Origin of the sequence: Pikeienuella sp. (assembly GCF_046290545.1) — a bacterium.
In the GTDB taxonomy this organism is placed as follows: domain Bacteria; phylum Pseudomonadota; class Alphaproteobacteria; order Rhodobacterales; family Rhodobacteraceae; genus Pikeienuella.
This window is the reverse complement of record NZ_JBKAGV010000012.1, coordinates 37,645-55,193: the sequence shown is the minus strand read 5'-3', so window position 1 is coordinate 55,193 and position 17,549 is coordinate 37,645. Positions and strand designations below refer to the sequence as shown.

Annotated in this window: 18 protein-coding genes; 5 read left to right on the top strand and 13 right to left on the bottom strand. The window is 70.9% G+C overall.

Going from position 1 to position 17,549, the window contains the following annotated elements; translation table 11 throughout:
- Positions 1-3: 3 nt before the first annotated feature.
- From paaD to paaA, 5 genes are read right to left on the bottom strand one after another with little or no spacing between them, the layout of a single operon-like run.
- Positions 4-495: a 1,2-phenylacetyl-CoA epoxidase subunit PaaD gene (gene paaD, locus ACE37J_RS10520; RefSeq protein WP_409711080.1), complete on the bottom strand. Its 492-nt coding sequence runs from the start codon at positions 493-495 to the stop codon at positions 4-6.
- Positions 489-1,247, bottom strand: coding sequence for a 1,2-phenylacetyl-CoA epoxidase subunit PaaC (paaC, locus tag ACE37J_RS10515; RefSeq protein WP_409711078.1), 759 nt, complete (start codon positions 1,245-1,247; stop codon positions 489-491). Before paaC ends, paaD begins: the two co-directional genes overlap by 7 nt.
- A complete protein-coding gene (paaB, locus tag ACE37J_RS10510; protein WP_409711076.1) occupies positions 1,247-1,531 on the bottom strand; it encodes a 1,2-phenylacetyl-CoA epoxidase subunit PaaB in 285 nt (94 codons plus the stop codon). The genes paaC and paaB overlap by 1 nt, the downstream gene beginning before the upstream one ends.
- A complete protein-coding gene (locus ACE37J_RS10505; RefSeq protein WP_409711074.1) occupies positions 1,528-1,968 on the bottom strand; it encodes a DUF3291 domain-containing protein in 441 nt (146 codons plus the stop codon). The genes paaB and ACE37J_RS10505 overlap by 4 nt, the downstream gene beginning before the upstream one ends.
- Before the next feature lie 4 nt (positions 1,969-1,972).
- Entirely contained in the window at positions 1,973-2,968 is a 996-nt protein-coding gene (paaA, locus tag ACE37J_RS10500; RefSeq protein ID WP_409711072.1) for a 1,2-phenylacetyl-CoA epoxidase subunit PaaA, read from the bottom strand.
- A 96-nt stretch (positions 2,969-3,064) separates the two neighbouring features.
- Here paaA and ACE37J_RS10495 point away from each other — a divergent pair, with 96 nt between their 5' ends.
- From ACE37J_RS10495 to ACE37J_RS10485, 3 genes are all read left to right on the top strand, one after another.
- A complete protein-coding gene (locus ACE37J_RS10495; RefSeq protein ID WP_409711070.1) occupies positions 3,065-3,487 on the top strand; it encodes a PaaI family thioesterase in 423 nt (140 codons plus the stop codon).
- A gap of 104 nt (positions 3,488-3,591) precedes the next feature.
- Complete coding sequence (locus ACE37J_RS10490; RefSeq protein WP_409711068.1) at positions 3,592-4,524, top strand: cyclase family protein; 933 nt, start codon at positions 3,592-3,594, stop codon at positions 4,522-4,524.
- A 145-nt stretch (positions 4,525-4,669) separates the two neighbouring features.
- A complete protein-coding gene (locus ACE37J_RS10485) occupies positions 4,670-5,623 on the top strand; it encodes a cyclase family protein (protein WP_409711066.1) in 954 nt (317 codons plus the stop codon).
- Between the two features lie 39 nt (positions 5,624-5,662).
- Here the strand turns inward: ACE37J_RS10485 and ACE37J_RS10480 are convergent, their stop codons facing one another.
- The 5 genes from ACE37J_RS10480 to ACE37J_RS10460 form a co-directional block, all read right to left on the bottom strand.
- Positions 5,663-6,898 carry a phenylacetate--CoA ligase family protein gene (locus ACE37J_RS10480; RefSeq protein WP_409711064.1) on the bottom strand — a complete coding sequence of 412 codons (1,236 nt, stop codon included), beginning with the start codon at positions 6,896-6,898 and terminating at the stop codon, positions 5,663-5,665.
- Positions 6,899-7,198: 300 nt separating this feature from the next.
- A complete protein-coding gene (locus ACE37J_RS10475) occupies positions 7,199-7,693 on the bottom strand; it encodes a polymer-forming cytoskeletal protein (RefSeq protein ID WP_409711062.1) in 495 nt (164 codons plus the stop codon).
- Entirely contained in the window at positions 7,683-9,020 is a 1,338-nt protein-coding gene (locus ACE37J_RS10470) for a DUF5930 domain-containing protein (protein ID WP_409711060.1), read from the bottom strand. Before ACE37J_RS10470 ends, ACE37J_RS10475 begins: the two co-directional genes overlap by 11 nt.
- Before the next feature lie 80 nt (positions 9,021-9,100).
- Entirely contained in the window at positions 9,101-9,943 is an 843-nt protein-coding gene (locus tag ACE37J_RS10465; RefSeq protein WP_409711058.1) for a ferritin-like domain-containing protein, read from the bottom strand.
- A complete protein-coding gene (locus ACE37J_RS10460; protein WP_409711056.1) occupies positions 9,936-10,412 on the bottom strand; it encodes a peroxiredoxin in 477 nt (158 codons plus the stop codon). The genes ACE37J_RS10465 and ACE37J_RS10460 overlap by 8 nt, the downstream gene beginning before the upstream one ends.
- Before the next feature lie 136 nt (positions 10,413-10,548).
- On the opposite strand from ACE37J_RS10460, the gene ACE37J_RS10455 reads away from it, so the two are divergent.
- Complete coding sequence (locus tag ACE37J_RS10455) at positions 10,549-13,968, top strand: AsmA-like C-terminal region-containing protein (RefSeq protein WP_409711054.1); 3,420 nt, start codon at positions 10,549-10,551, stop codon at positions 13,966-13,968.
- A gap of 6 nt (positions 13,969-13,974) precedes the next feature.
- Here the strand turns inward: ACE37J_RS10455 and tyrS are convergent, their stop codons facing one another.
- Positions 13,975-15,228, bottom strand: coding sequence for a tyrosine--tRNA ligase (gene tyrS, locus ACE37J_RS10450; protein ID WP_409711052.1), 1,254 nt, complete (start codon positions 15,226-15,228; stop codon positions 13,975-13,977).
- 64 nt (positions 15,229-15,292) lie between these two features.
- On the opposite strand from tyrS, the gene ACE37J_RS10445 reads away from it, so the two are divergent.
- A complete protein-coding gene (locus tag ACE37J_RS10445) occupies positions 15,293-16,420 on the top strand; it encodes an anhydro-N-acetylmuramic acid kinase (protein ID WP_409711050.1) in 1,128 nt (375 codons plus the stop codon).
- Here the strand turns inward: ACE37J_RS10445 and ACE37J_RS10440 are convergent.
- Together ACE37J_RS10440 and ACE37J_RS10435 are read right to left on the bottom strand one after the other, a co-directional pair.
- Entirely contained in the window at positions 16,309-16,785 is a 477-nt protein-coding gene (locus ACE37J_RS10440; protein WP_409711048.1) for a thiol-disulfide oxidoreductase DCC family protein, read from the bottom strand. The two genes, ACE37J_RS10445 and ACE37J_RS10440, sit on opposite strands and share 112 nt — an antisense overlap.
- Before the next feature lie 31 nt (positions 16,786-16,816).
- Positions 16,817-17,485: an alpha/beta hydrolase gene (locus tag ACE37J_RS10435; protein ID WP_409711046.1), complete on the bottom strand. Its 669-nt coding sequence runs from the start codon at positions 17,483-17,485 to the stop codon at positions 16,817-16,819.
- Between the last annotated feature and the right edge of the window lie 64 nt (positions 17,486-17,549).

Genomic DNA, 17,549 nt, shown 5'->3' with positions numbered 1-17,549 from the left:
TCCTCAATGGCATTTGAAATGGTCGAAGGGCTCGCGGCACGACATGCAGCGCCAGAGGCTCTTGCAGGCGGTCGAGCCGAATTCGGAGAGCCGTTCCGTCTCCGCCGAGCCGCAGCGCGGGCAGTCCGGCGGCGGGGCGCCGAGGAGCGCGGCCTTGCCGGCCGCGGCCGTGGGGGGCGCGATGCCGGCGGCGCGGAGCTTTTCGCGGCCCTCGGGCGTGATCCAGTCCGTCGTCCAGGCGGGGGCTAGGGCGCGTTCTATCACCGGCTCGAACCCCGCCTCGCGGAGCCGCCGCGCGATGTCGAACTCGATGGCGAGGACGGCGGGACAGCCGGTATAGGTTGGCGAGACGCGGGCGGTCGCCCGCCGGCCCTCCACCGTCACGCTGCGGAGGATGCCGAGATCGGCGACCGTGAGGGGCGGAATCTCCGGATCCGGCGTGGCGGCGGCGGCTTGCCACGCCTTCGCTTCGGCGAGGTCCGCCGTTTTCACCATGTCGCGCCCGGATGCGCGCGGCGGAGATATTGCATCGGCGCGAGGAGATGGCCGAGCGCCTCGGTATGGAGGCCGCGCCGCCCGCCAGTGAGCGGATAGCGGACTTCCGGCGCCGCGAGCCCCGCTTCCGCGAAGACGCGGGCGATGGTCGCCTCCCATTCGGGGCGGAGCGCGGCCGGATCGGGGGCGAGGCCGGCGGCGGCGAGCGCCTCGGTCGTCTCGTCACTCTCGAAGAGTTCGGGGGTGTAGGGGTGGAGTTCCTCCACGGCGTCGCGCATCCGGCGCGCGCTCTCCTCCGTGCCGTCGCCGAGGCGGATCGTCCAGTCGGCGGCGTGGCGGAGGTGATAGGCCGCCTCCTTCTCCGCCCGCGCGGCGATGGCGGCGAGGTCGGCGTCCGCCGACTGCGCGGCTGCGGCCCACCAGGGCTTCATGAAGGCGGCGAAGTAGAGCTGCCGCAGCATGGTCTGCGCGAAGTCGCGGTTCGGCCGCTCGACGAGGAGGAGGTTGCGGAAGGCCCGCTCCTCCCGGAGATAGGCGAGATCGTCCTCGCTCCGCCCCTTCCCCTCGCGCTCCGCAGCGAGGGCGTAGAGCGCGCGGGCCTGGCCGATGCAGTCCAGCCCCATATTGGCGAGGGCGAGATCCTCCTCGAGGATCGGCGCATGGCCGCACCATTCCGAGAGCCGGTGGCCGAGGATCAGGTGATCGTCGGCGAGGCGGATCAGGAGTTGGAAGAGCGTGTCGCGCGTGCTCATCACATATGCCCGACTTCATCCGGGATGTCGTAGAAGGTCGGGTGGCGGTAGATCTTGCTCTCCGCCGGCTCGAACATCTCGCCCTTCGCGTCCGGATCGGAAGCCGTGATTGCGGCGGAGGGGACGACCCAGATCGAGAGGCCCTCGCCGCGGCGGGTGTAGACGTCCCGCGCCGCCTGCACGGCCAGGACCTCGTCCGCCGCGTGGACGGAGCCGACATGGCGGTGGCTGAGCCCGTTCCGCGGGCGGATGAACACTTCCCAGAGGGGCGTCTCGGCGCTCATGCGGCTGTCTCCCGTGCGGCGGCGAGATGCGGGAACCGCTCCCAGCCGAAAACCTCGTCGGACGGCCCCTCCGCGTCCAGCTTCGCCTTCTTCGCCAGCGCCTCCTCCAGCGTCGGCAGGCGGCCGGGTTCGATGGGCCAGAGGATGAACCAGGCGTGGTCGATCGCCTCGAACCATTCCGCCTTCCGGCGGAAGAAGCGGCGGTGGACCGTATTGAAGGCGAAGGCTGCCAGCGCCTCCGGGCTTTCCCAGAGGGAGAGAGTCCATGTCATCCGCGGATCGTCGAGGATCGTGGCGCGGTCGTCGAGCAGCCAGAGGAAGCCGGGGCTCCGCCTCGCCAGCGCGTTCATCCGCGGCACGTTCTCCTCGAACTCGCCCATCCTTGGGTCGCCCTTCGGCCAGCGCCCGCGGGCGATGTTGAACTGGGCGAGGGGCACGGGCCTATTCCGCCGCCGTCTTCGCCGCGGCGGCGCGGGCCCGGCGCTTCGCGGCGTGGGCGAGCGCGGCCTCGCGGACCCAGGCGCCCTCTTCCCACGCTTTCCGGCGGTCCCTCACCCGGTCCCGCGTCATGGGGCCTCCGCCCTTCACGACGCGCCAGAACTCGTCCCAGTCGATGGGGCCGAAATCGTAATGGCCGCGTTCCTCGTTCCACTTCAGGTCCGGGTCGGGGATCGTGAGCCCGAGATATTCGGCCTGCGGAACCGTCGCGTCGACGAAGCGCTGGCGCAATTCGTCATTCGTGAAGCGCTTGATCTTCCACTTCATCGACTGCTCGCCATGCGCGCTGTCGCTGTCATGCGGGCCGAACATCATCAGTGCCGGCTGCCAGAGACGGTCCAGCGCGTCCTGCGCCATCGCCTTCTGTTCGGGCGTGCCGCGGGCCAGCGACATCATGATCTCGTAGCCCTGCCGCTGGTGGAAGCTCTCTTCCTTGCAGACGCGGATCATGGCGCGGGCGTAAGGCCCGTAGGAGCAGCGGCAGAGCGGGATCTGGTTCATGATCGCCGCGCCGTCCACCAGCCAGCCGATGGCGCCGATATCGGCCCATGAGAGGGTGGGGTAGTTGAAGATGGAAGAGAATTTCGCCCGCCCGTCATGGAGCTGCTCCGTCATCTCCTCCCGGCTCACGCCCAGCGTTTCGGCGGCGGCGTAGAGGTAGAGGCCGTGGCCCCCCTCGTCCTGCACCTTGGCGAGGAGCGCGGCCTTGCGCCGGAGGGACGGGGCGCGCGTGATCCAGTTGCCCTCGGGCAGCATGCCGACGATCTCGGAATGCGCGTGCTGGCCGATCTGGCGGATCAGCGTCTTGCGGTAGGCCTCCGGCATCGGGTCGTTCGGCTCGATCTTCTCCTCGGCGTCGATGCGCCGCTGGAAGGCGGCGAGGAATTCCGGCGTCTCCTCCACCTCGTGATGCGCGCCGATCAGGCCCTGGGAATACATCGCCGCTTGCCTCCGCCTTACGCTCTCTTACACAATCGAGAATATGTGACGCAAATCGCGAAGTCAAACCGACATTCGTAACATATGGAGCCGAGGATGACGCTGGAGGAGCTTGCCGCGCTGCATGAGGAGGTGTTCGCGCCCTGGGTGAAGGCGCTCCGCATCCGGCCGGTGGAAATCGGGCCGGCGGGCGCGCGGTTCCTGATGCCGGCCGGCGCGGACCTTGTGCGGCGGGGCGGGGAAGGGGGCGGGGTGATCTGCGGGCAGGCGCTGGCGGCGGCGGGGGACACCGCCTCCGTCATGGCGCTGGTGGCGACGCTGGACCGGTTCCGGCCCTGCACGACGACCGATCTCTCGGTCCGTTTCCTGCGCCCGCTCGGGGAGGGGGAGGTGGAGATCGCCGTCTCGATCCTCTCGAACGGGCGACGCATGGCGGCGACGCAGGCCGAGTTCCGCGCGGCGGGGGGCGGGAAACTCGCCGCGACGGTCTCCTGCGGCTTCGCATGGCTCGACGCCTGATCGCCCTTCGATGTGATAGAATAACGGCCCGCGCCTCTGGTAACAATTTGTCGCAGCCGCCGGGAAAAGCGCGGCTTGGACAAGGCTTTGACCGGAGGAACCCCATGAAGCCCCGCATGATGACCGCGCTCGCCTGCTCGGCCGCGCTCTTTGCCGGCGCCGCCGCCGCGGACTGGACGAAATCGAAATACGGGCCGGACGACCAGGCCGGCGCCTCCAACCTCATGACCCCTGCGAAGGTCATGGAGGCGATGGCGCTGATGAAGACCGGGACGGTCATCTCGATCGGCCGGACCTACGAATCGTCCATGCCGCTCTTCGGCGCCCGGGTCTTCGGCCTTCGCGGCACCGGCGGGCTCGCAGGCGGGCCGCTCGGCCAGAACGAAGTGATCTGGATGGACGATTTCCTCGCCACCGAGATCGGCCAGGTCGGCACGCAGTTCGACGGCCTCGCGCATATCGGCATAGGCGGGCAGTTCTATAATGGCGCCACGATCCCCGAAGTCGCGGGCTCCTACGGCGTCAAGAAGCTCGGCGTCGAGCAGGTGAAGCCGTTCTTCACCCGCGGGATCGTGCTCGACATCGCCGCGGTGCGCGGGGCGCCGATGAACGCCGGGGAGGAGATCTCGCTCGCCGATCTGAGGGCGGCGATGGACCGGCAGGGCGTCGCCGAGCCGGGAGAGGGCGACGTGGTCCTGATCCATACCGGCTGGAGCCGTCACTGGATCACGGACAACGCGACCTACAATTCCGGCTGTCCTGGGATCGGCCTCGAAGCGGCGGCCTATCTGATCGAGCGCGGCGTCGCCGTTGTCGGGGCCGACACCTGGCCGGTAGAGGTCGTTCCCAACCCCGACCCCAACCTCGCCTTCCCGGTTCACCAGGAGTTCATCGCGAAGAACGGCATCTTCATCCACGAGAACATCGCGACGGAGCGGCTGATCGAGGCCGGCGTCTCCGAATTCGCCTATATCTTCTCGCCGATGCCGATCAAGGGCGCCACCGGCTCCGCCGGCGCGCCGCTCGCGGCGTTCTGAACCGGTTGCGGGCGGCCCCTCAGCGGGCCGCCCCTTCGCCCCGTGCGACGTGACGATGTGATAGAATAACGGCGAAGGGCTCTGCTAGCCTTCGCTGGCGACGTCCGGAAAGGGCGCGTGAACAAGACCCTCTGGAGGAGACGTGATGACAATTTCCCGGCTCGCGGCTGCGGCCTGCGCCGCCCTGTTCGCCTCCGCGCTCGGCGCGGCGGCTCAGGATTGCCAGCCCTCGAAATGGGGCGCCGATGACGAGATCGGCGCCGCCAACCTCGTGACGCCGGAGCGCGTCGCGGCGGCGGCGAAACTCGTGGTCAAGGGCGAGGCGCACCCGCTCGGCATCGTGATTGACCCGAACATGCCGGCCTTCCCGCCGCGGAAGATGCAGCTGCAGGTCGTGCAGCCGGGGCAGCAGGGCGGCAAGACGCTCGAAGGCGGCTTCGGCTGGCCCGGCTCCTATAATGACGACATCTCCCAGCTCTGGTGGGGGACCGGCCCGCAGCTGGACGGGCTTGGCCATCTTGGCGAGAACGACACCTACTACAACTGCAACAAGGGCGCGGACTTCGCGCAGCTGACCGGGCTCACCAAGCTCGGCATCGACAAGGTGCCGCCGATCGTCGCCCGCGGCGTGCTGGTGGACATGGCGAAGCATCTCGGCGTCGAGACGATGGAGGCCGGGCAGGCCATCACCTCCGACATGATCAAGGAAGCGGCCGCGGCGCAGGGCGTCGAGTTCCGCGAGGGCGACGTGATCCTGTTCCACACCGGCTGGACGGATGCGAAGCTGAACGCCGAGCCGGCGGCCTGGGTTTCGGGCGAGCCGGGGCTGACGAACGAGGCGGCGGTGTTCCTCGCCGGGTTCAACCCGGTCGCGGTCGGCGCGGACACCTGGGGGCTGGAGGCCGTGCCGCCGGCGCCGGGGGACAAGGTGTTCTACGGGCACGTCACCCTTCTCGCCCATAACGGCATCTACATCCTCGAGACGATGAACACCGGCCGCCTCGCGGCGGAGGAAGTCCACGAGTTCATGTTCGTGCTCGGGCAGGCGCGGCTGAAGGGCGCCGTGCAGATGATGATCAACCCCGTCGCCATGTGGTGACGGGCGCGGGGGCGGGCTCCGGCCCGCCCCCTTCCGCTTTCAGTCGTATTTCCGCTGGTCGTCGATCACCTTGCCGTCGTTCGGCAGGGAGCCGGGGGCGACGATGCGGACTTCCCCCTTCAGCTTCAGCGCGGCCGAGACGCTTTCGGCATAGGCCGCCGCGTCCCCGCCCGGCGATTCCACCTCGACCAGCATCGCGTCCTGCTCGCCCGCGCGGGTGACGGTGACGCGGGCCCTTGCGATCTCCGCATGGCGGGCGACGAAGGCGGCGACCTGTTCGGGGCGGACGAACATGCCCTTGATCTTCGCCGTCTGGTCCGCGCGGCCCATCCAGCCCCTGATCCGCATGTTGGTGCGCCCGCAGGGGCCGAGCCCGGGGAGGATTGCGGAGAGATCTCCGGTCGCGAAGCGAATCAGCGGGTAATCGGGGTTGAGCGTGGTGACGACGACCTCGCCGACCTCGCCTTCCGGCACCGGGTCCCCGGTTCCGGGGCGGACGATCTCCACGATCACGCCCTCGTCGACGATCATGCCCTCCACGGCGCCGTCCGGGCCCGGGCTCTCATAGGCGATGGAGCCGAGATCGGCCGTGCCGTAGCCCTGGATGCAGAGGATTCCCCGCTCCCGATATTCGGCGCGGAGCGAGGGGAAGAGGGCTCCGCCGCCGACCAGCGCCTTCTTCAGGCGGGAAAGGTCGAGCCCCATCTCCGCCGCCTTGTCGAGGATCACCTTCAGGTAGTCCGGCGTGCCGGTATAGGCGGTGACGCCGACCGCCGCCGCCGCCTCCGCCTGCAGTTCCGTCTGCCCCGTGCCCGCCGGGAGGACGGAGGCGCCGACCGCGGCGGCGCCGTTCTCGAACATCATGCCGGCGGGCGTGAGGTGGTAGGAGAAGCAGTTCTGCACGATGTCGCCCTTCCCGATCCCGGCGGCGAAGAGCGCGCGGCCCATGCGCCACCAGTCCCGCCCCACGCCGCCCGGCTCGTAGATCGGGCCGGGGGACTGGAATACGTGATGCGTCGCGCCGGGTGAGGGGGCGAAGCCGCCGAAGGGCGGCGCGGCCTTCTGAGCGGCGGATAGGGCGGACTTGCGGAGGACGGGCAACTTCGCGAGCGCCGCCCGGTCCGTCACCGCCGCGGGCTCGACGGCGCCGAGATGCGCCGCCATCGCCGGGGCCGTGGCCATGGCGTTCGCGATCTGGCGGGGGAGGGCGGCGGCGAGCGCGGCCTCCCGCTCATCCTGCCCACGGGTTTCGAGATCGTCGTAGTGGCGCGCCATTCGGGCCTCCCTCGTCGTGTTTGCGACAGGGTTAGCCGCTCCGCCGCGACCGCGCCACCGGCTTCGGCGGGAGGCGAGGCAGGGTTGTGCGAGGGGCGGGATTCGGGCCCGGGAGGGGGATAACCATGGTTATCGCCCCTCGGCCTTTGAATTTGCTCGATAAAAGTCGTGATGCGTTTGAAATGTTTTCTGCGGGCCGCGTTTGTGAAGCGTTCCTCGCTGAGCATCGAGGCCCCGGATCAAGTCCGGGGCCCGGGCAGGAATGAACGCATCGCCCCCCGGCTTCGGGAGGCGGGGGCGTCAGTCGCCGGAGGCGGCGAACGGCTTCGGCGGGTTGGCGCCGGCCTTCAGCGGGTCTTCGGCGCGCTGCACCGAACCCTCGAAATGCGCGCCGCTCTCGATCGCGATGGTCTTGTGGATGATGTCCCCCTCGACCTTGGCGGAGGAGGTGAGCCGGACCTTGAGGCCGCGGACGCGGCCCTTCACATGGCCGTGGACGACGATATCGTCCGCCACCACCTCGCCGGAGATCACCGCCGTCTCGCCGACGGTGAGGAGATGGGCGCGGATGTCGCCCTCGATCGTGCCCTCGACCTGGATGTCTCCGGCGGTCGAAAGGTTGCCGGTGATCTTCAGGTCGGTGGAGATGATGGAGGGCGCGGCCTTCGGCTTCGGCGCGGCGGCCGGGCTCGCGGCCGGAGTCGGCGAGGGCGAAGCCGCCGAAGGCGCGGAGGGCTGCGGCGGCTGCGGCGCCGGGGAGGGGGTGGGTTCGTTGATCTTGCTCTTAGAGAACATCTCGTGCGGCCTCGATATATTTCAACGGGTTGACGGGCTTTCCATCGACGCGGACTTCGTAGTGCAGATGGGTTCCGGTGCTGCGGCCGGTGGAGCCCATATCCCCGATCCGGTCCCCGCGCGAGACGCGCTGACCGACCTTCACGCGGATTTCGCTCAGGTGAGCATACACCGTTTCATAACCGAAGGCGTGCTCGATCTCCACCACCTTCCCGTAGCCGCGCCGCCATCCGGCATAGGCGACGCGCCCCTCCGCCGTCGCCACGATGGACGAGCCGCGCCGGGCGGCGAAATCGATCCCCGTATGGAGGGCGGAACGGCCGTTGAAGGGGTCCTTCCGGTAGCCGAAGCCCGACGTGAACCGCGCGGCTCCGACCGGGCGGGCGAAAGGCATCCGCTCAGCCGCGATGCGGAGGAGGTTGACCCGTTCGAGATCGGCCATCAGCGCGGCGAGGCGCGGGGCGGATTCGGCGTCCGGGCTCAGCGCCTCGACCTGATCGGCCGGGATGAACGGGCCGCCCGAGCCGCCCGCCTCACGCCGCACGGCGTCGAGGATCGGCTCCAGCGGCACGCCGCTTTTCTCGAAGACGCTTTCGAGCGAGCCGAGGCTCAGCGCCGCCGCATCCTCCAGCTGCGCGAAAATTCGGTTCTGCCGCTCCGCCCGCTCGCTGATCTCGCTCGAAAGCTCGTCCACCCGAAGGACGAGGCTCTGTGTCGTCTCGGCCGCGTCGTCCCGCGCCGAGGCGACGTCCACCACCGTATCGTTCAGCGCGGCGAGCGTGTCTGAGAGTCGGGCCACCTCGGCAGTCTTGCCGGCGAGCTGTCGCTCCAGCCCGGCGACGCGCCGCTCCGTCGCCTCGCAGACGCGCATCGCGCTGTCATGTTCGGAGGAGAGGCTCATCAGCCGGCTTTGCTGGGACTGGAGCCGCGCCGCGATCTCCCGCTCGCTCGACATGGCGTTCGTGAGCGTATCGTGCTGGCCGTGGAGGCGTTCGAGCGCCAGATGCTCGTCGCTCCGCGCCTCGGAGAGCGCTTCGGCCATGCGGAAGGTCCGGCCTTCGAGCAAAGCGATGCGCGCCTCGTAGGCCGCCTCCGCCGCCTCCATCTTTCCTGTCGCCGCCGCGGCGCGGAGCGAGGTTTCCGCGAGCGTGAGGCTGGCGTAGCCCGTCCATCCGACGAAGCCGAGGGCGAGGGTGAGGAGAGAGGCCTGCATCAGCGGGGACGCGCGGAAGTAGCGCGTGTTCGTTTCGCTTCGGAGGATCAGGCGCCGTTCGGGGAAGACCCTCGAAAGGGTGCGGTTTACGGTCTCGCTCGCCGTCTGGAGCATCAGCTTTCCCACTCGCGGTCTCTCGTCGCGCAGGTCTGGGCCCGCTTTCAAGTCACGCCTAGTCTATCGGGCGGCCGCCTTCAAGAATTTCCCGTCCCGCGGTCACGAAGCGTTTCCGATTCCACCAGCGGCCAGTAGAAATCCGGCGGCAACCCGGCCTCGGCGCGCGCCGCCTCGGCGAAGGGCGGCTTCGGCCCGCCGGGGAAATGCCGGCGGACAAGGGCGTGGAAGGCGGGTTTCGGGTCCTCGTTCCGCCTTCCGCAGAGGAAGTTGAACCATTTCGAGCCATAGGCGACATGCGCCACCTCCTCCGCCTGGATCACGCGGAGCGCGGCGGCGCTCTCCTCGTCCCCCGCCGCCTCGAAGGCGGCGACCATGCCGGGGGTCACGTCCAGCCCCCGCGCCTCCAGCACCATCGGCACGATGGCGAGGCGGGCGAGGAGGTCTCCCTTCGTCTCCTCCGCCGCGCGCCACATGCCGGCATGGGCCGGGAGCGCGCCATAGGAGGAGCCGAGCGCTTCCAGCCGGTCGGCGAGGAGGCCGAAATGCTTCGCCTCGTCATCCGCCGCGCTCACCCAGTCGTCGGCGAAGCCGGGGGGCAATCCCTCGCCGGCGAAGCGGGCCGCCATGTCCCAGTGGAGGTCTATGGCGTTGAGCTCGATATGCGCGATGGCGTGGAGGAGGGCGACGCGGCCCTGAACCCCGCCGCGGCGGCGCTTCGGCATCTCCCGCGGGTCGAGGAGTTCGGGCCGCGCGGGGCGCGCGGGCGCATCGGGCGGCGCGGCCTCGCCCGGCTCCGCATGGCCCGCCTCCCGCGCCGCGCGCCAGGCGGCGGCGTGGGCGCGGGATTTCCGCGCCTTCTCCCGCGCGTCGGGCTCGGCGAGGACGTCGAGGGCGCGCTCGCAGAGGCCCGGCTCAGCCAAGGGCCTTCGCCGCCTCCAGCACCTCCGCCGCGTGGCCCTTCACCTTCACCTTGCGCCATACGCCGCGGACGATGCCGGCGCCGTCGATCAGGAAGGTGGCGCGTTCGACGCCCATATAGGTCTTGCCGTACATGCTCTTCTCGACCCAGACGCCGTAATCCTCGCAGGTCGTCCCGGTCTCGTCCGATCCGAGGATGACGGTGAGGCCGCGCTTCGCCGCGAATTTCTCGTGGCTCTTCAGCGGGTCCTTCGAGACGCCGATGACGACCGCGCCCGCGGCGGCGAAATCGGCGGCGGCGGCGGTGAAGTCCTGCGCCTCCGTGGTGCAGCCGGGCGTGTCGTCCTTCGGGTAGAAGTAGAGGACGACGGCCTTGCCGGCATGGTCGGCGAGCTTCGCGGAGCCGCCCGTGGCCGGCAGGTCGAAGGCGGGGGCGGGGGCGCCGATTTCGGGGCCTTGCGGAATTGTCATGGCGCGTTCCTTCAAGCGGACTTATTTCAGTGTGATGAAGCGTTCGGGCGAACGCGGCGCAGGTCGTTCGCCCGACGATAGGTAATCCGCCCCCCCGTCCGTCAAGGGCGCCGGGCCGGGCGCGGGGAGCGCGGCGATGAACGAGGGCGAGGCGAAGGGAGGGCGGGCGCCGGCGCGGCGCGGGCCGCTCCTGCGCCTCGGGCGGCTCGCGGCGGCGCTGGCGAGCGGCGCGCTGCTCCTTTCGCTTGTTCTTGTCGCGGGGCTCTGGTTCCGGCTCGCCGTCGGCCCGCTCGACCTCTCCTTCCTCGCGCCGGTCATCGAGCGGGAGGCCTCCGCGCGCACGCCGGGCGCGCATGTCGAGATCGGTTCGGCGCGGCTCGCGCTGCTGCCGCGGGAGGAAGGCGGGGGCGCGGCGGTCGCGCTTTCCGGCGTCACGCTGATCGACGACGAGACGGGGCCGTTCGCGGTCGTCCCCGAGATTTCCGCCCGCTTCGCGCTCCGGTCGCTGCTGGAGGGGCGCTTCACGCCGGACGACGTGGCGCTCACGGGCATATCCGGCCGGCTGGTGCGGGACGCTTCGGGCGCGTTCCGGTTCGGCTTCGGCGGGCTGAAGGAGGACGAGGAGGGGGAGGGCGCGGCGGCCTTCGCCCGGCTCGTCGCCGCAATCTCCGCGGAGACGGGGCCGGCGGCCGCCTCTCCCCTCCCCGCCGAGCCCGAGGGGCGCGTCCGCCTGCGCCTGGCGGACGCCTCGATCCTCTATCTCGACCGGTTCGCGGGACGCGCCTATCGCGCGGAGGGCGCGGACATCCGGTTCCGCTTCGCGGGGGAGAGCGTCGGCGTCCGCGCGGAGGCGACGCTCGCGGGGGGCGCGCATGGCCGCGTGGCGCTCTCTCTCAGGGGATGGCGCGCGCCATCGGGCGCCGTGCGGATGAGCGCGGCCTTCGAGAATGCGGCGCCGGCGGACATCGCCGGGCAGATCGTCGCGCTCGACTGGATGGCGGCGTTCGATGCGCCGGTGGGCGGGAAGATCGACCTCGAAATGGATGCGGCCGGAACGCTGACCGCGCTTTCGGGCCGGCTCGAAGCAGGGGCCGGGAAGGTCGCGCTCGGCGGCGGGGCGGTGGAGCCGCTGGAGCGCGCGGCGCTCGACTTCGTCTTCGACCCGGCGGCGGAGCGGTTCGAGATCGGGGAGGTCTCGCTCGCTTCGGACCGCGCGGCCTTCACCGGCGCCGGCTTCGTGCAGGTCGGGCGGGACGAGGCGGAGGAGCCGCTCGACGTGGTGGCGCAGCTCGACCTCTCCGATATCCGCGTCTCCGCGCCCGAACTGCTCGACGCGCCGCTGCCCTATCGCGCGGCGCGGCTGACCGGGCGGATCACGCTCGATCCGCTTCTCATCGAGATCGGGGAGCTGCGGCTGGAGCGGGAGCGGATGAGCCTTTCCGCCGCCGGGCGGCTCTGGCCCGAGGCGGGGGGCTGGCGGACGGACATGGTTCTCGGCGGCGCCGACATCTCGCTCGCGGAGATGCTGGAGCACTGGCCGCGGGAGGCGGCGCCGGGCGCGCTGCTCTGGATGCGGGAGAACATGGAGGCCGCCACCGTGACGGAGGCGGACGCGGTGCTGCGCCTCGGCGGCGAGGCCGAGGAGGTGAAGATCGACTTCACCTTCAAGGATACGGTCGGCCATTACCTCCGGCCGATGCCGCCGATCCTCGGCGGGGTCGGCTCGGGGCAGGTCGACCTCCAGCGCTTCTCGCTGGCGCTCGATTCCGGGCATGTGACGCCGACGGGCGGCGCGGCGCTCGACCTTGCGGGCTCCACCTTCGTGATCGCGGACCTCAACCATCCGGACACGCCGGGCGAGGCGCGCATCCGCGCGAAGGGCCGCGTGGCGGACGCGCTGGCGCTGATCGACGAGGAGCCGCTCGGCCTCACCTCGCAGCTCGGCGTGCCGCTCGGCGACGTTGCGGGGGAGGCGGCGATCGAGGCGGTCTCGACCTTTCCGCTGCTGAAGGATCTGCTCCTCGAAGACGTGGCGGCGGCGGCGACCGCCATGATGACCGACGTCGCGCTTGTCGCGCCGGGGCTGGAGCGGGAAGTCACGGCGGCGGCGCTGACGCTGGAGGCGAGCACGGCGGGCTTCCTCCTTTCGGGCGACGTGGTCGCCGCGGGGCTCCCCGCCGCGGTGGAATGGCGGGAGGTCTTCTCCCCCGCCGCGCGCTCGATCACGGCGCGGGCGGAGGCGACGCCGGAGCGGATCGCCGAATTCGGGATCTCGCAGGGCTGGTTCACGGCGGGAACGATCCCGGTGACGGCGACGATCGAGCCCGGCGGGGCGGGCGCGCGCTTCGCGGTCTCGGCCGATCTCGCCGGCGGCGCGCTCGCCATACCCGAGATCGGCTGGACGAAGGGCCGGGGCGACGCCGGCGCCCTCTCCGCCGCCGGGGAGATTGCGGGCGCGCGGTTGAGGCTCGACCGGTTCGAGATCGAGGCGCCCGGCCTTTCGGCCGCCGGCGCGGCGGAGACGGACGCTGCGGGCGCGCCGGAGCGGGTCGAGCTTTCCCGCTTCCGCTTCCGCGAGGCGGTGGACCTCGCGCTCTCCGCCCGGCGGACGGAGGACCGCTGGCGCATCGCGGCGGAGGGGCCGCTCCTCGACCTCACGCGGCTTGAGGACCTGCTGGACGACGCCATGTCCGACGGCGCGGCGGGCGACGCGGCGCCGGAGCGCGGCGCCGCGGTCGCGCCGTTCCGGATCGACGCGAAGATCGGGCGGCTCGTCGTGACCGAGACGCAGAGCTTCACCGACGTTTCCGGCAATTTCCGCCGCACCGCGCGCGACGCGGTGATCGCGGAGGGCGAGGCGCGGGTGGCGGGCGGCGCCCGCGTCGTCGCCGATTTCCGCCGGGGGCCTGAGGGCGGGCGGCTCACGCTCGACATCGCGGATGCGGGCGGCTTCCTCCGCGGCGCCAAGGTCTTCGACGACGGGGCGGGCGGGGCGCTGAAGCTCAACGCCCGGATCGAGAAGGGCGAACCCTTCCGCCTCGCCGGCATGGTGCGGGTGGATGACATCGTGATCCACGAGGATGCGAAGCTTGAGGCGCTGCTCGCCGGCGCGGAGCTTTCGGACCTCCGCGCCACGATGCGGGAGGAGGGGATCGTCTTCCGCCGCATCCGCGCGCCCTTCGCCTATGGCGAGGAGCGGCTGACGCTGAAGGATGCGACGGCGACCGGCCCCTCGATCGGCGTGAACATCTCCGGCGATTACCTCCTGGCGGAGGACCGGCTGGACATGGACGGCGTCTTCACCCCGCTCTACGGCCTCAACAGCGCGGTGGGCGCGATCCCGGTGATCGGGACGATCCTGACCGGGGGCAAGGGGCAGGGCGTCTTCGCCGTCACCTTCTCCGTCTCGGGCCCGGCGGGGGACCCGGACGTTTCGGTCAACCCGCTCTCCGCGCTGACGCCCGGCATCCTGCGCCGCATCTTCGAGGGCGGGGGGACGGACGACGCCTCGCTCACGCTCGACGGCGCGGAGCCGGCGCCGCGGGTCGGGCGGTAGGGGCGGTCAGCCGATCTCCGCGATGGCGTGGCGCTTCTTGCCCGCGCTGAGCTTCAGCGGGCCGGAGGCGAAATCGGACGCGGCGAAGAGGCGCCCCGCATCCGTCACCGGCTCGTCGTTCACCCGCGCGCCGCCTTCCGCGATCAGCCGCTTCGCCTCCTTGCCGCTGGCGGCGAGGCCCGCCCGGAGGAAGAGCTGCGCGGCGGAGACGCCCGCCGCCGCCTCCTCCGCCGTGAAGGCGACACGCGGCAGGTCCGCCCCCGCGCCGCCGGCGCCGAAAGTCTCCGCCGCCGTCGCCGCCGCGCGCTCCGCCGCCTCCCGCCCGCGGGCGAGCGCCGTGACCTCGTTGGCGAGGATGGTCTTCGCCTCGTTCAGCTCCGCGCCTTCGAGCGCCTCCAGCCGCGCGATCTCGTCCAGCGGCAATTCGGTGAAGAGCTTCAGGAACTTGCCGACATCGGCGTCCATCGTGTTCCGCCAGAACTGCCAGAAGTCCCAGGCCGGCAGCATCTCCTCGTTCAGCCAGACGGCGCCGGAGGCGGACTTGCCCATCTTCGCGCCGTCCGCCCGGGTCAGGAGCGGCGTCGTCAGCCCGAACACCTCCGCGCCGTTGATCCGGCGGGAGAGATCGACGCCGTTGACGATGTTCCCCCACTGGTCCGACCCGCCCATCTGGAGACGGACGCCCATGCGCCGGTTCATCTCCATGAAGTCGTAGGCCTGGAGCAGCATGTAGTTGAATTCGAGGAAGGTCAGCGGCTGTTCCCGGTCGAGCCGGGACTTCACGCTCTCGAAGCTCAGCATCCGGTTGATGGTGAAGTGGCGGCCGTAATCCCGCAGAAAGTCGATGTAGTTGAGCTGGCCCAGCCAGTCCGCATTGTTCGGCATGATCGCGTCGGTCGGCCCGTCTCCATAGGCGAGGAAGCGGGAGAAGACCTGGCGGATGCCGGCCATGTTCTCCGCGATCTTTTCGTCCGTCAGGAGCTGGCGCGCCTCGTCCTTGCCGGAAGGGTCGCCGATCCGCGTCGTGCCGCCGCCCATGAGGGTGACGGGCTTGTGCCCCGTCTTCTGCAGCCAGCGCAGGAGCATGATGTTGACGAGATGGCCGACATGGAGCGAGGCGCCGGTGCAATCGTAGCCGACATAGCCGGGGACCACGCCCTTGAGGAGCGCCTCGTCGAGGCCCTGCATGTCGGTGCAGTCCTGCACGAAGCCCCGCGCGAGGAGGATGTGCAGGAAGTCGGATTTCGGCGTGTAGATCATCTGTCGCTCGCTGGCCGGCGCGTTTCCGCCGCTCTATACCGGAGCGGGCGATGAAAGGAAGGGCATGGCGGAGACGATCCGGGCGCTCGGGCTGATGTCCGGCACCTCGATGGACGGGGTGGACGCCGCGATGCTGGAGACGGACGGGGAGACGATCTCCGCCTTCGGCCCCTCGCGCTTCATGGCCTATGCGCCGGGGGAGACGGACGCGCTCTCCGCGGTGGCGGCGGACTGGCGGCGCTTCCGGCCCGCCGCCGGCGGCGACGCCGCGATTCTGGCGGCGGCGGAGCGGGAGGTCGTCTCGCTCCATGCCGGCGCGGCGGCGCGGCTGATCGCGGAGGCGGGGGCGGCGCCGGAGCTGATCGGCTTTCACGGCCAGACGGTCGCCCATGCGCCGGAAGAGGGGTGGACCTGGCAGCTGGGGGACGGCGCGGCGCTCGCCCGCGCGCTCAACCGCCCCGTGGTGTGGGATTTCCGCTCCGCCGACATGAAGGTGGGGGGGGAGGGGGCGCCGCTCGCCCCGTTCTTCCATTTCGCGCTGGCGCGGCGGATCGGCGGCTCGGCGCCCGTCGCCTTCCTCAACATCGGGGGGGTCGCGAACGTCACCTGGGTCGATCCGGCGAGGCCGGCGCCCGAGGCGGAGGGCGCGCTCCTGGCCTTCGACACCGGGCCGGGCAATGCGCTGGTGAACGACTGGATGATGCGGCGGGCGGGCGCGGCGATGGACGAGGGCGGGCGCGCCGCCGCCGCGGGGCGGGTCCATCGGGATCGGTTGAGTTCCAATGCGGCGCGCGCCTATCTCGAACGCCGGCCGCCGAAATCGCTGGACCGGAACGCCTTTTCCGCGCTCCTCGCCGCGATGGAGGGGCTATCGCTCGAGGACGGCGCGGCGACGCTGACGGCGCTCACGGTCGATTGCGTGGCCGAGGCGCTTCGGTGGTCGCCCTCACCGCCGTCGCGATGGCTCGTTTGCGGCGGCGGGCGGCGGAACGGGGCGATGATGGCGCTGCTGGCGGAGCGGCTCGGCGCCCCGGTCGAGCCCGTCGAGGCGGCGGGGCTCGACGGGGACATGCTGGAGGCTCAGGCCTTCGCCTGGCTCGCCGTCCGCGTCTTGCGCGGCTTGCCGACCTCCGCGCCCTCGACGACGGGCTGCGCCGCGCCTGTCTCCGGCGGGCGGATCGCAAGGCCCTGAGAGCGGGCCTGACGCCGCCGATGGGCGGCGTAGAGCGCGGGCGCGAGGATGAAGTCATAGACGAGGGCGGCGAGATGGCGGACGCCCGGCAGGCCGACGACGCGGGCGAGGGGGCGGAAACGCGGCATCTCCTCCCAGAGCGCGAGGAAGGCCGGGACGCCGGAGAGGAGCCGCCCCGCCTTCAGCACATGGAGCCGCCGCGCCGCCTCCTCCTCGCCCAGCCCGAAACGGGCGGCCTCGGAGAGCGGCAGGAAGGCGAGCGGCAGGGCGCGCGCCTCCGCATGGGCGCGGTAATGCGCGATCTCGGCCGCGCAGACGGGGCAGGTTTCATTGTAGAGGATTTCGGCGGCGGGCTTCTCGGTCATGCGGCGGGACATAGCCCGCCGCCCGGGACTGTCACCTCTGCGCGGCGACCTGGGCCTTGAGCTCCGCGGTGCGCTTCGCGACATAGGCCTCGACCGTCGCGGTCATCTCGTCCATCCCCTGCTCGAAGAAATGGTTCGCGCCCGGCACCGTCTCATGCGTGATGGTGATGCCCCGCTGCGCCTGGAGCCGCTCCACCAGTTTCACGATGTCCTCCGGCGGGGCGATCCTGTCATTCTCCCCGTTGATGATGAGGCCGGAGGAGGGGCAGGGCGCGAGGAAGGTGAAGTCGTACATATTCGCCGGCGGCGCGACGGAGATGAAGCCGGAGGCCTCGGGCCGCCGCATCAGGAGCTGCATCCCGATCCAGGCGCCGAAGGAGAAGCCGGCGATGAAGGTGATCTTCGCGTCGGGCTTCAGGCTCTGGAGATCGTCGAGCGCCGCCGCCGCGTCGGAAAGCTCGCCGATCCCGTGGTCGAACTCGCCCTGGCTGCGCCCGACGCCGCGGAAGTTGAAGCGGAGCACGGAATAGCCGAGGCGGTGGAATATGTAGTGGAGGTTGTAGACAACCTTGTTGTTCATCGTCCCGCCGAATTGCGGGTGCGGGTGGAGGATGAGCGCGATCGGCGCGTCCCTCTCCTTTTGCGGATGATAACGGCCTTCGAGTCGGCCGTCAGGGCCGGGGAAGATCACTTCGGGCATCGGTCATCCTGTCTTTCGGGGGCGGGCGCGGCCCCGGCCGGGAATCGTTGACTGTTGCGCTCAG

Bases quoted from the DNA above. Each gene is read 5' to 3' on its own strand.
- ACE37J_RS10485 (WP_409711066.1), top strand. From the start codon at position 4,670: ATGACAATTTCCCGGCTCGCGGCTGCGGCCTGCGCCGCCCTGTTCGCC.
- ACE37J_RS10490 (WP_409711068.1), top strand. From the start codon at position 3,592: ATGAAGCCCCGCATGATGACCGCGCTCGCCTGCTCGGCCGCGCTCTTT.
- ACE37J_RS10435 (WP_409711046.1), bottom strand. From the start codon at position 17,485: ATGCCCGAAGTGATCTTCCCCGGCCCTGACGGCCGACTCGAAGGCCGT.
- paaD (WP_409711080.1), bottom strand. From the start codon at position 495: ATGGTGAAAACGGCGGACCTCGCCGAAGCGAAGGCGTGGCAAGCCGCC.
- paaA (WP_409711072.1), bottom strand. From the start codon at position 2,968: ATGTATTCCCAGGGCCTGATCGGCGCGCATCACGAGGTGGAGGAGACG.
- ACE37J_RS10480 (WP_409711064.1), bottom strand. From the start codon at position 6,898: ATGGCGCGCCACTACGACGATCTCGAAACCCGTGGGCAGGATGAGCGG.
- tyrS (WP_409711052.1), bottom strand. From the start codon at position 15,228: ATGATCTACACGCCGAAATCCGACTTCCTGCACATCCTCCTCGCGCGG.
- paaC (WP_409711078.1), bottom strand. From the start codon at position 1,247: ATGAGCACGCGCGACACGCTCTTCCAACTCCTGATCCGCCTCGCCGAC.
- ACE37J_RS10495 (WP_409711070.1), top strand. From the start codon at position 3,065: ATGACGCTGGAGGAGCTTGCCGCGCTGCATGAGGAGGTGTTCGCGCCC.
- ACE37J_RS10475 (WP_409711062.1), bottom strand. From the start codon at position 7,693: ATGTTCTCTAAGAGCAAGATCAACGAACCCACCCCCTCCCCGGCGCCG.
- paaB (WP_409711076.1), bottom strand. From the start codon at position 1,531: ATGAGCGCCGAGACGCCCCTCTGGGAAGTGTTCATCCGCCCGCGGAAC.
- ACE37J_RS10470 (WP_409711060.1), bottom strand. From the start codon at position 9,020: ATGCTCCAGACGGCGAGCGAGACCGTAAACCGCACCCTTTCGAGGGTC.
- ACE37J_RS10445 (WP_409711050.1), top strand. From the start codon at position 15,293: ATGGCGGAGACGATCCGGGCGCTCGGGCTGATGTCCGGCACCTCGATG.
- ACE37J_RS10440 (WP_409711048.1), bottom strand. From the start codon at position 16,785: ATGACCGAGAAGCCCGCCGCCGAAATCCTCTACAATGAAACCTGCCCC.
- ACE37J_RS10455 (WP_409711054.1), top strand. From the start codon at position 10,549: ATGAACGAGGGCGAGGCGAAGGGAGGGCGGGCGCCGGCGCGGCGCGGG.
- ACE37J_RS10460 (WP_409711056.1), bottom strand. From the start codon at position 10,412: ATGACAATTCCGCAAGGCCCCGAAATCGGCGCCCCCGCCCCCGCCTTC.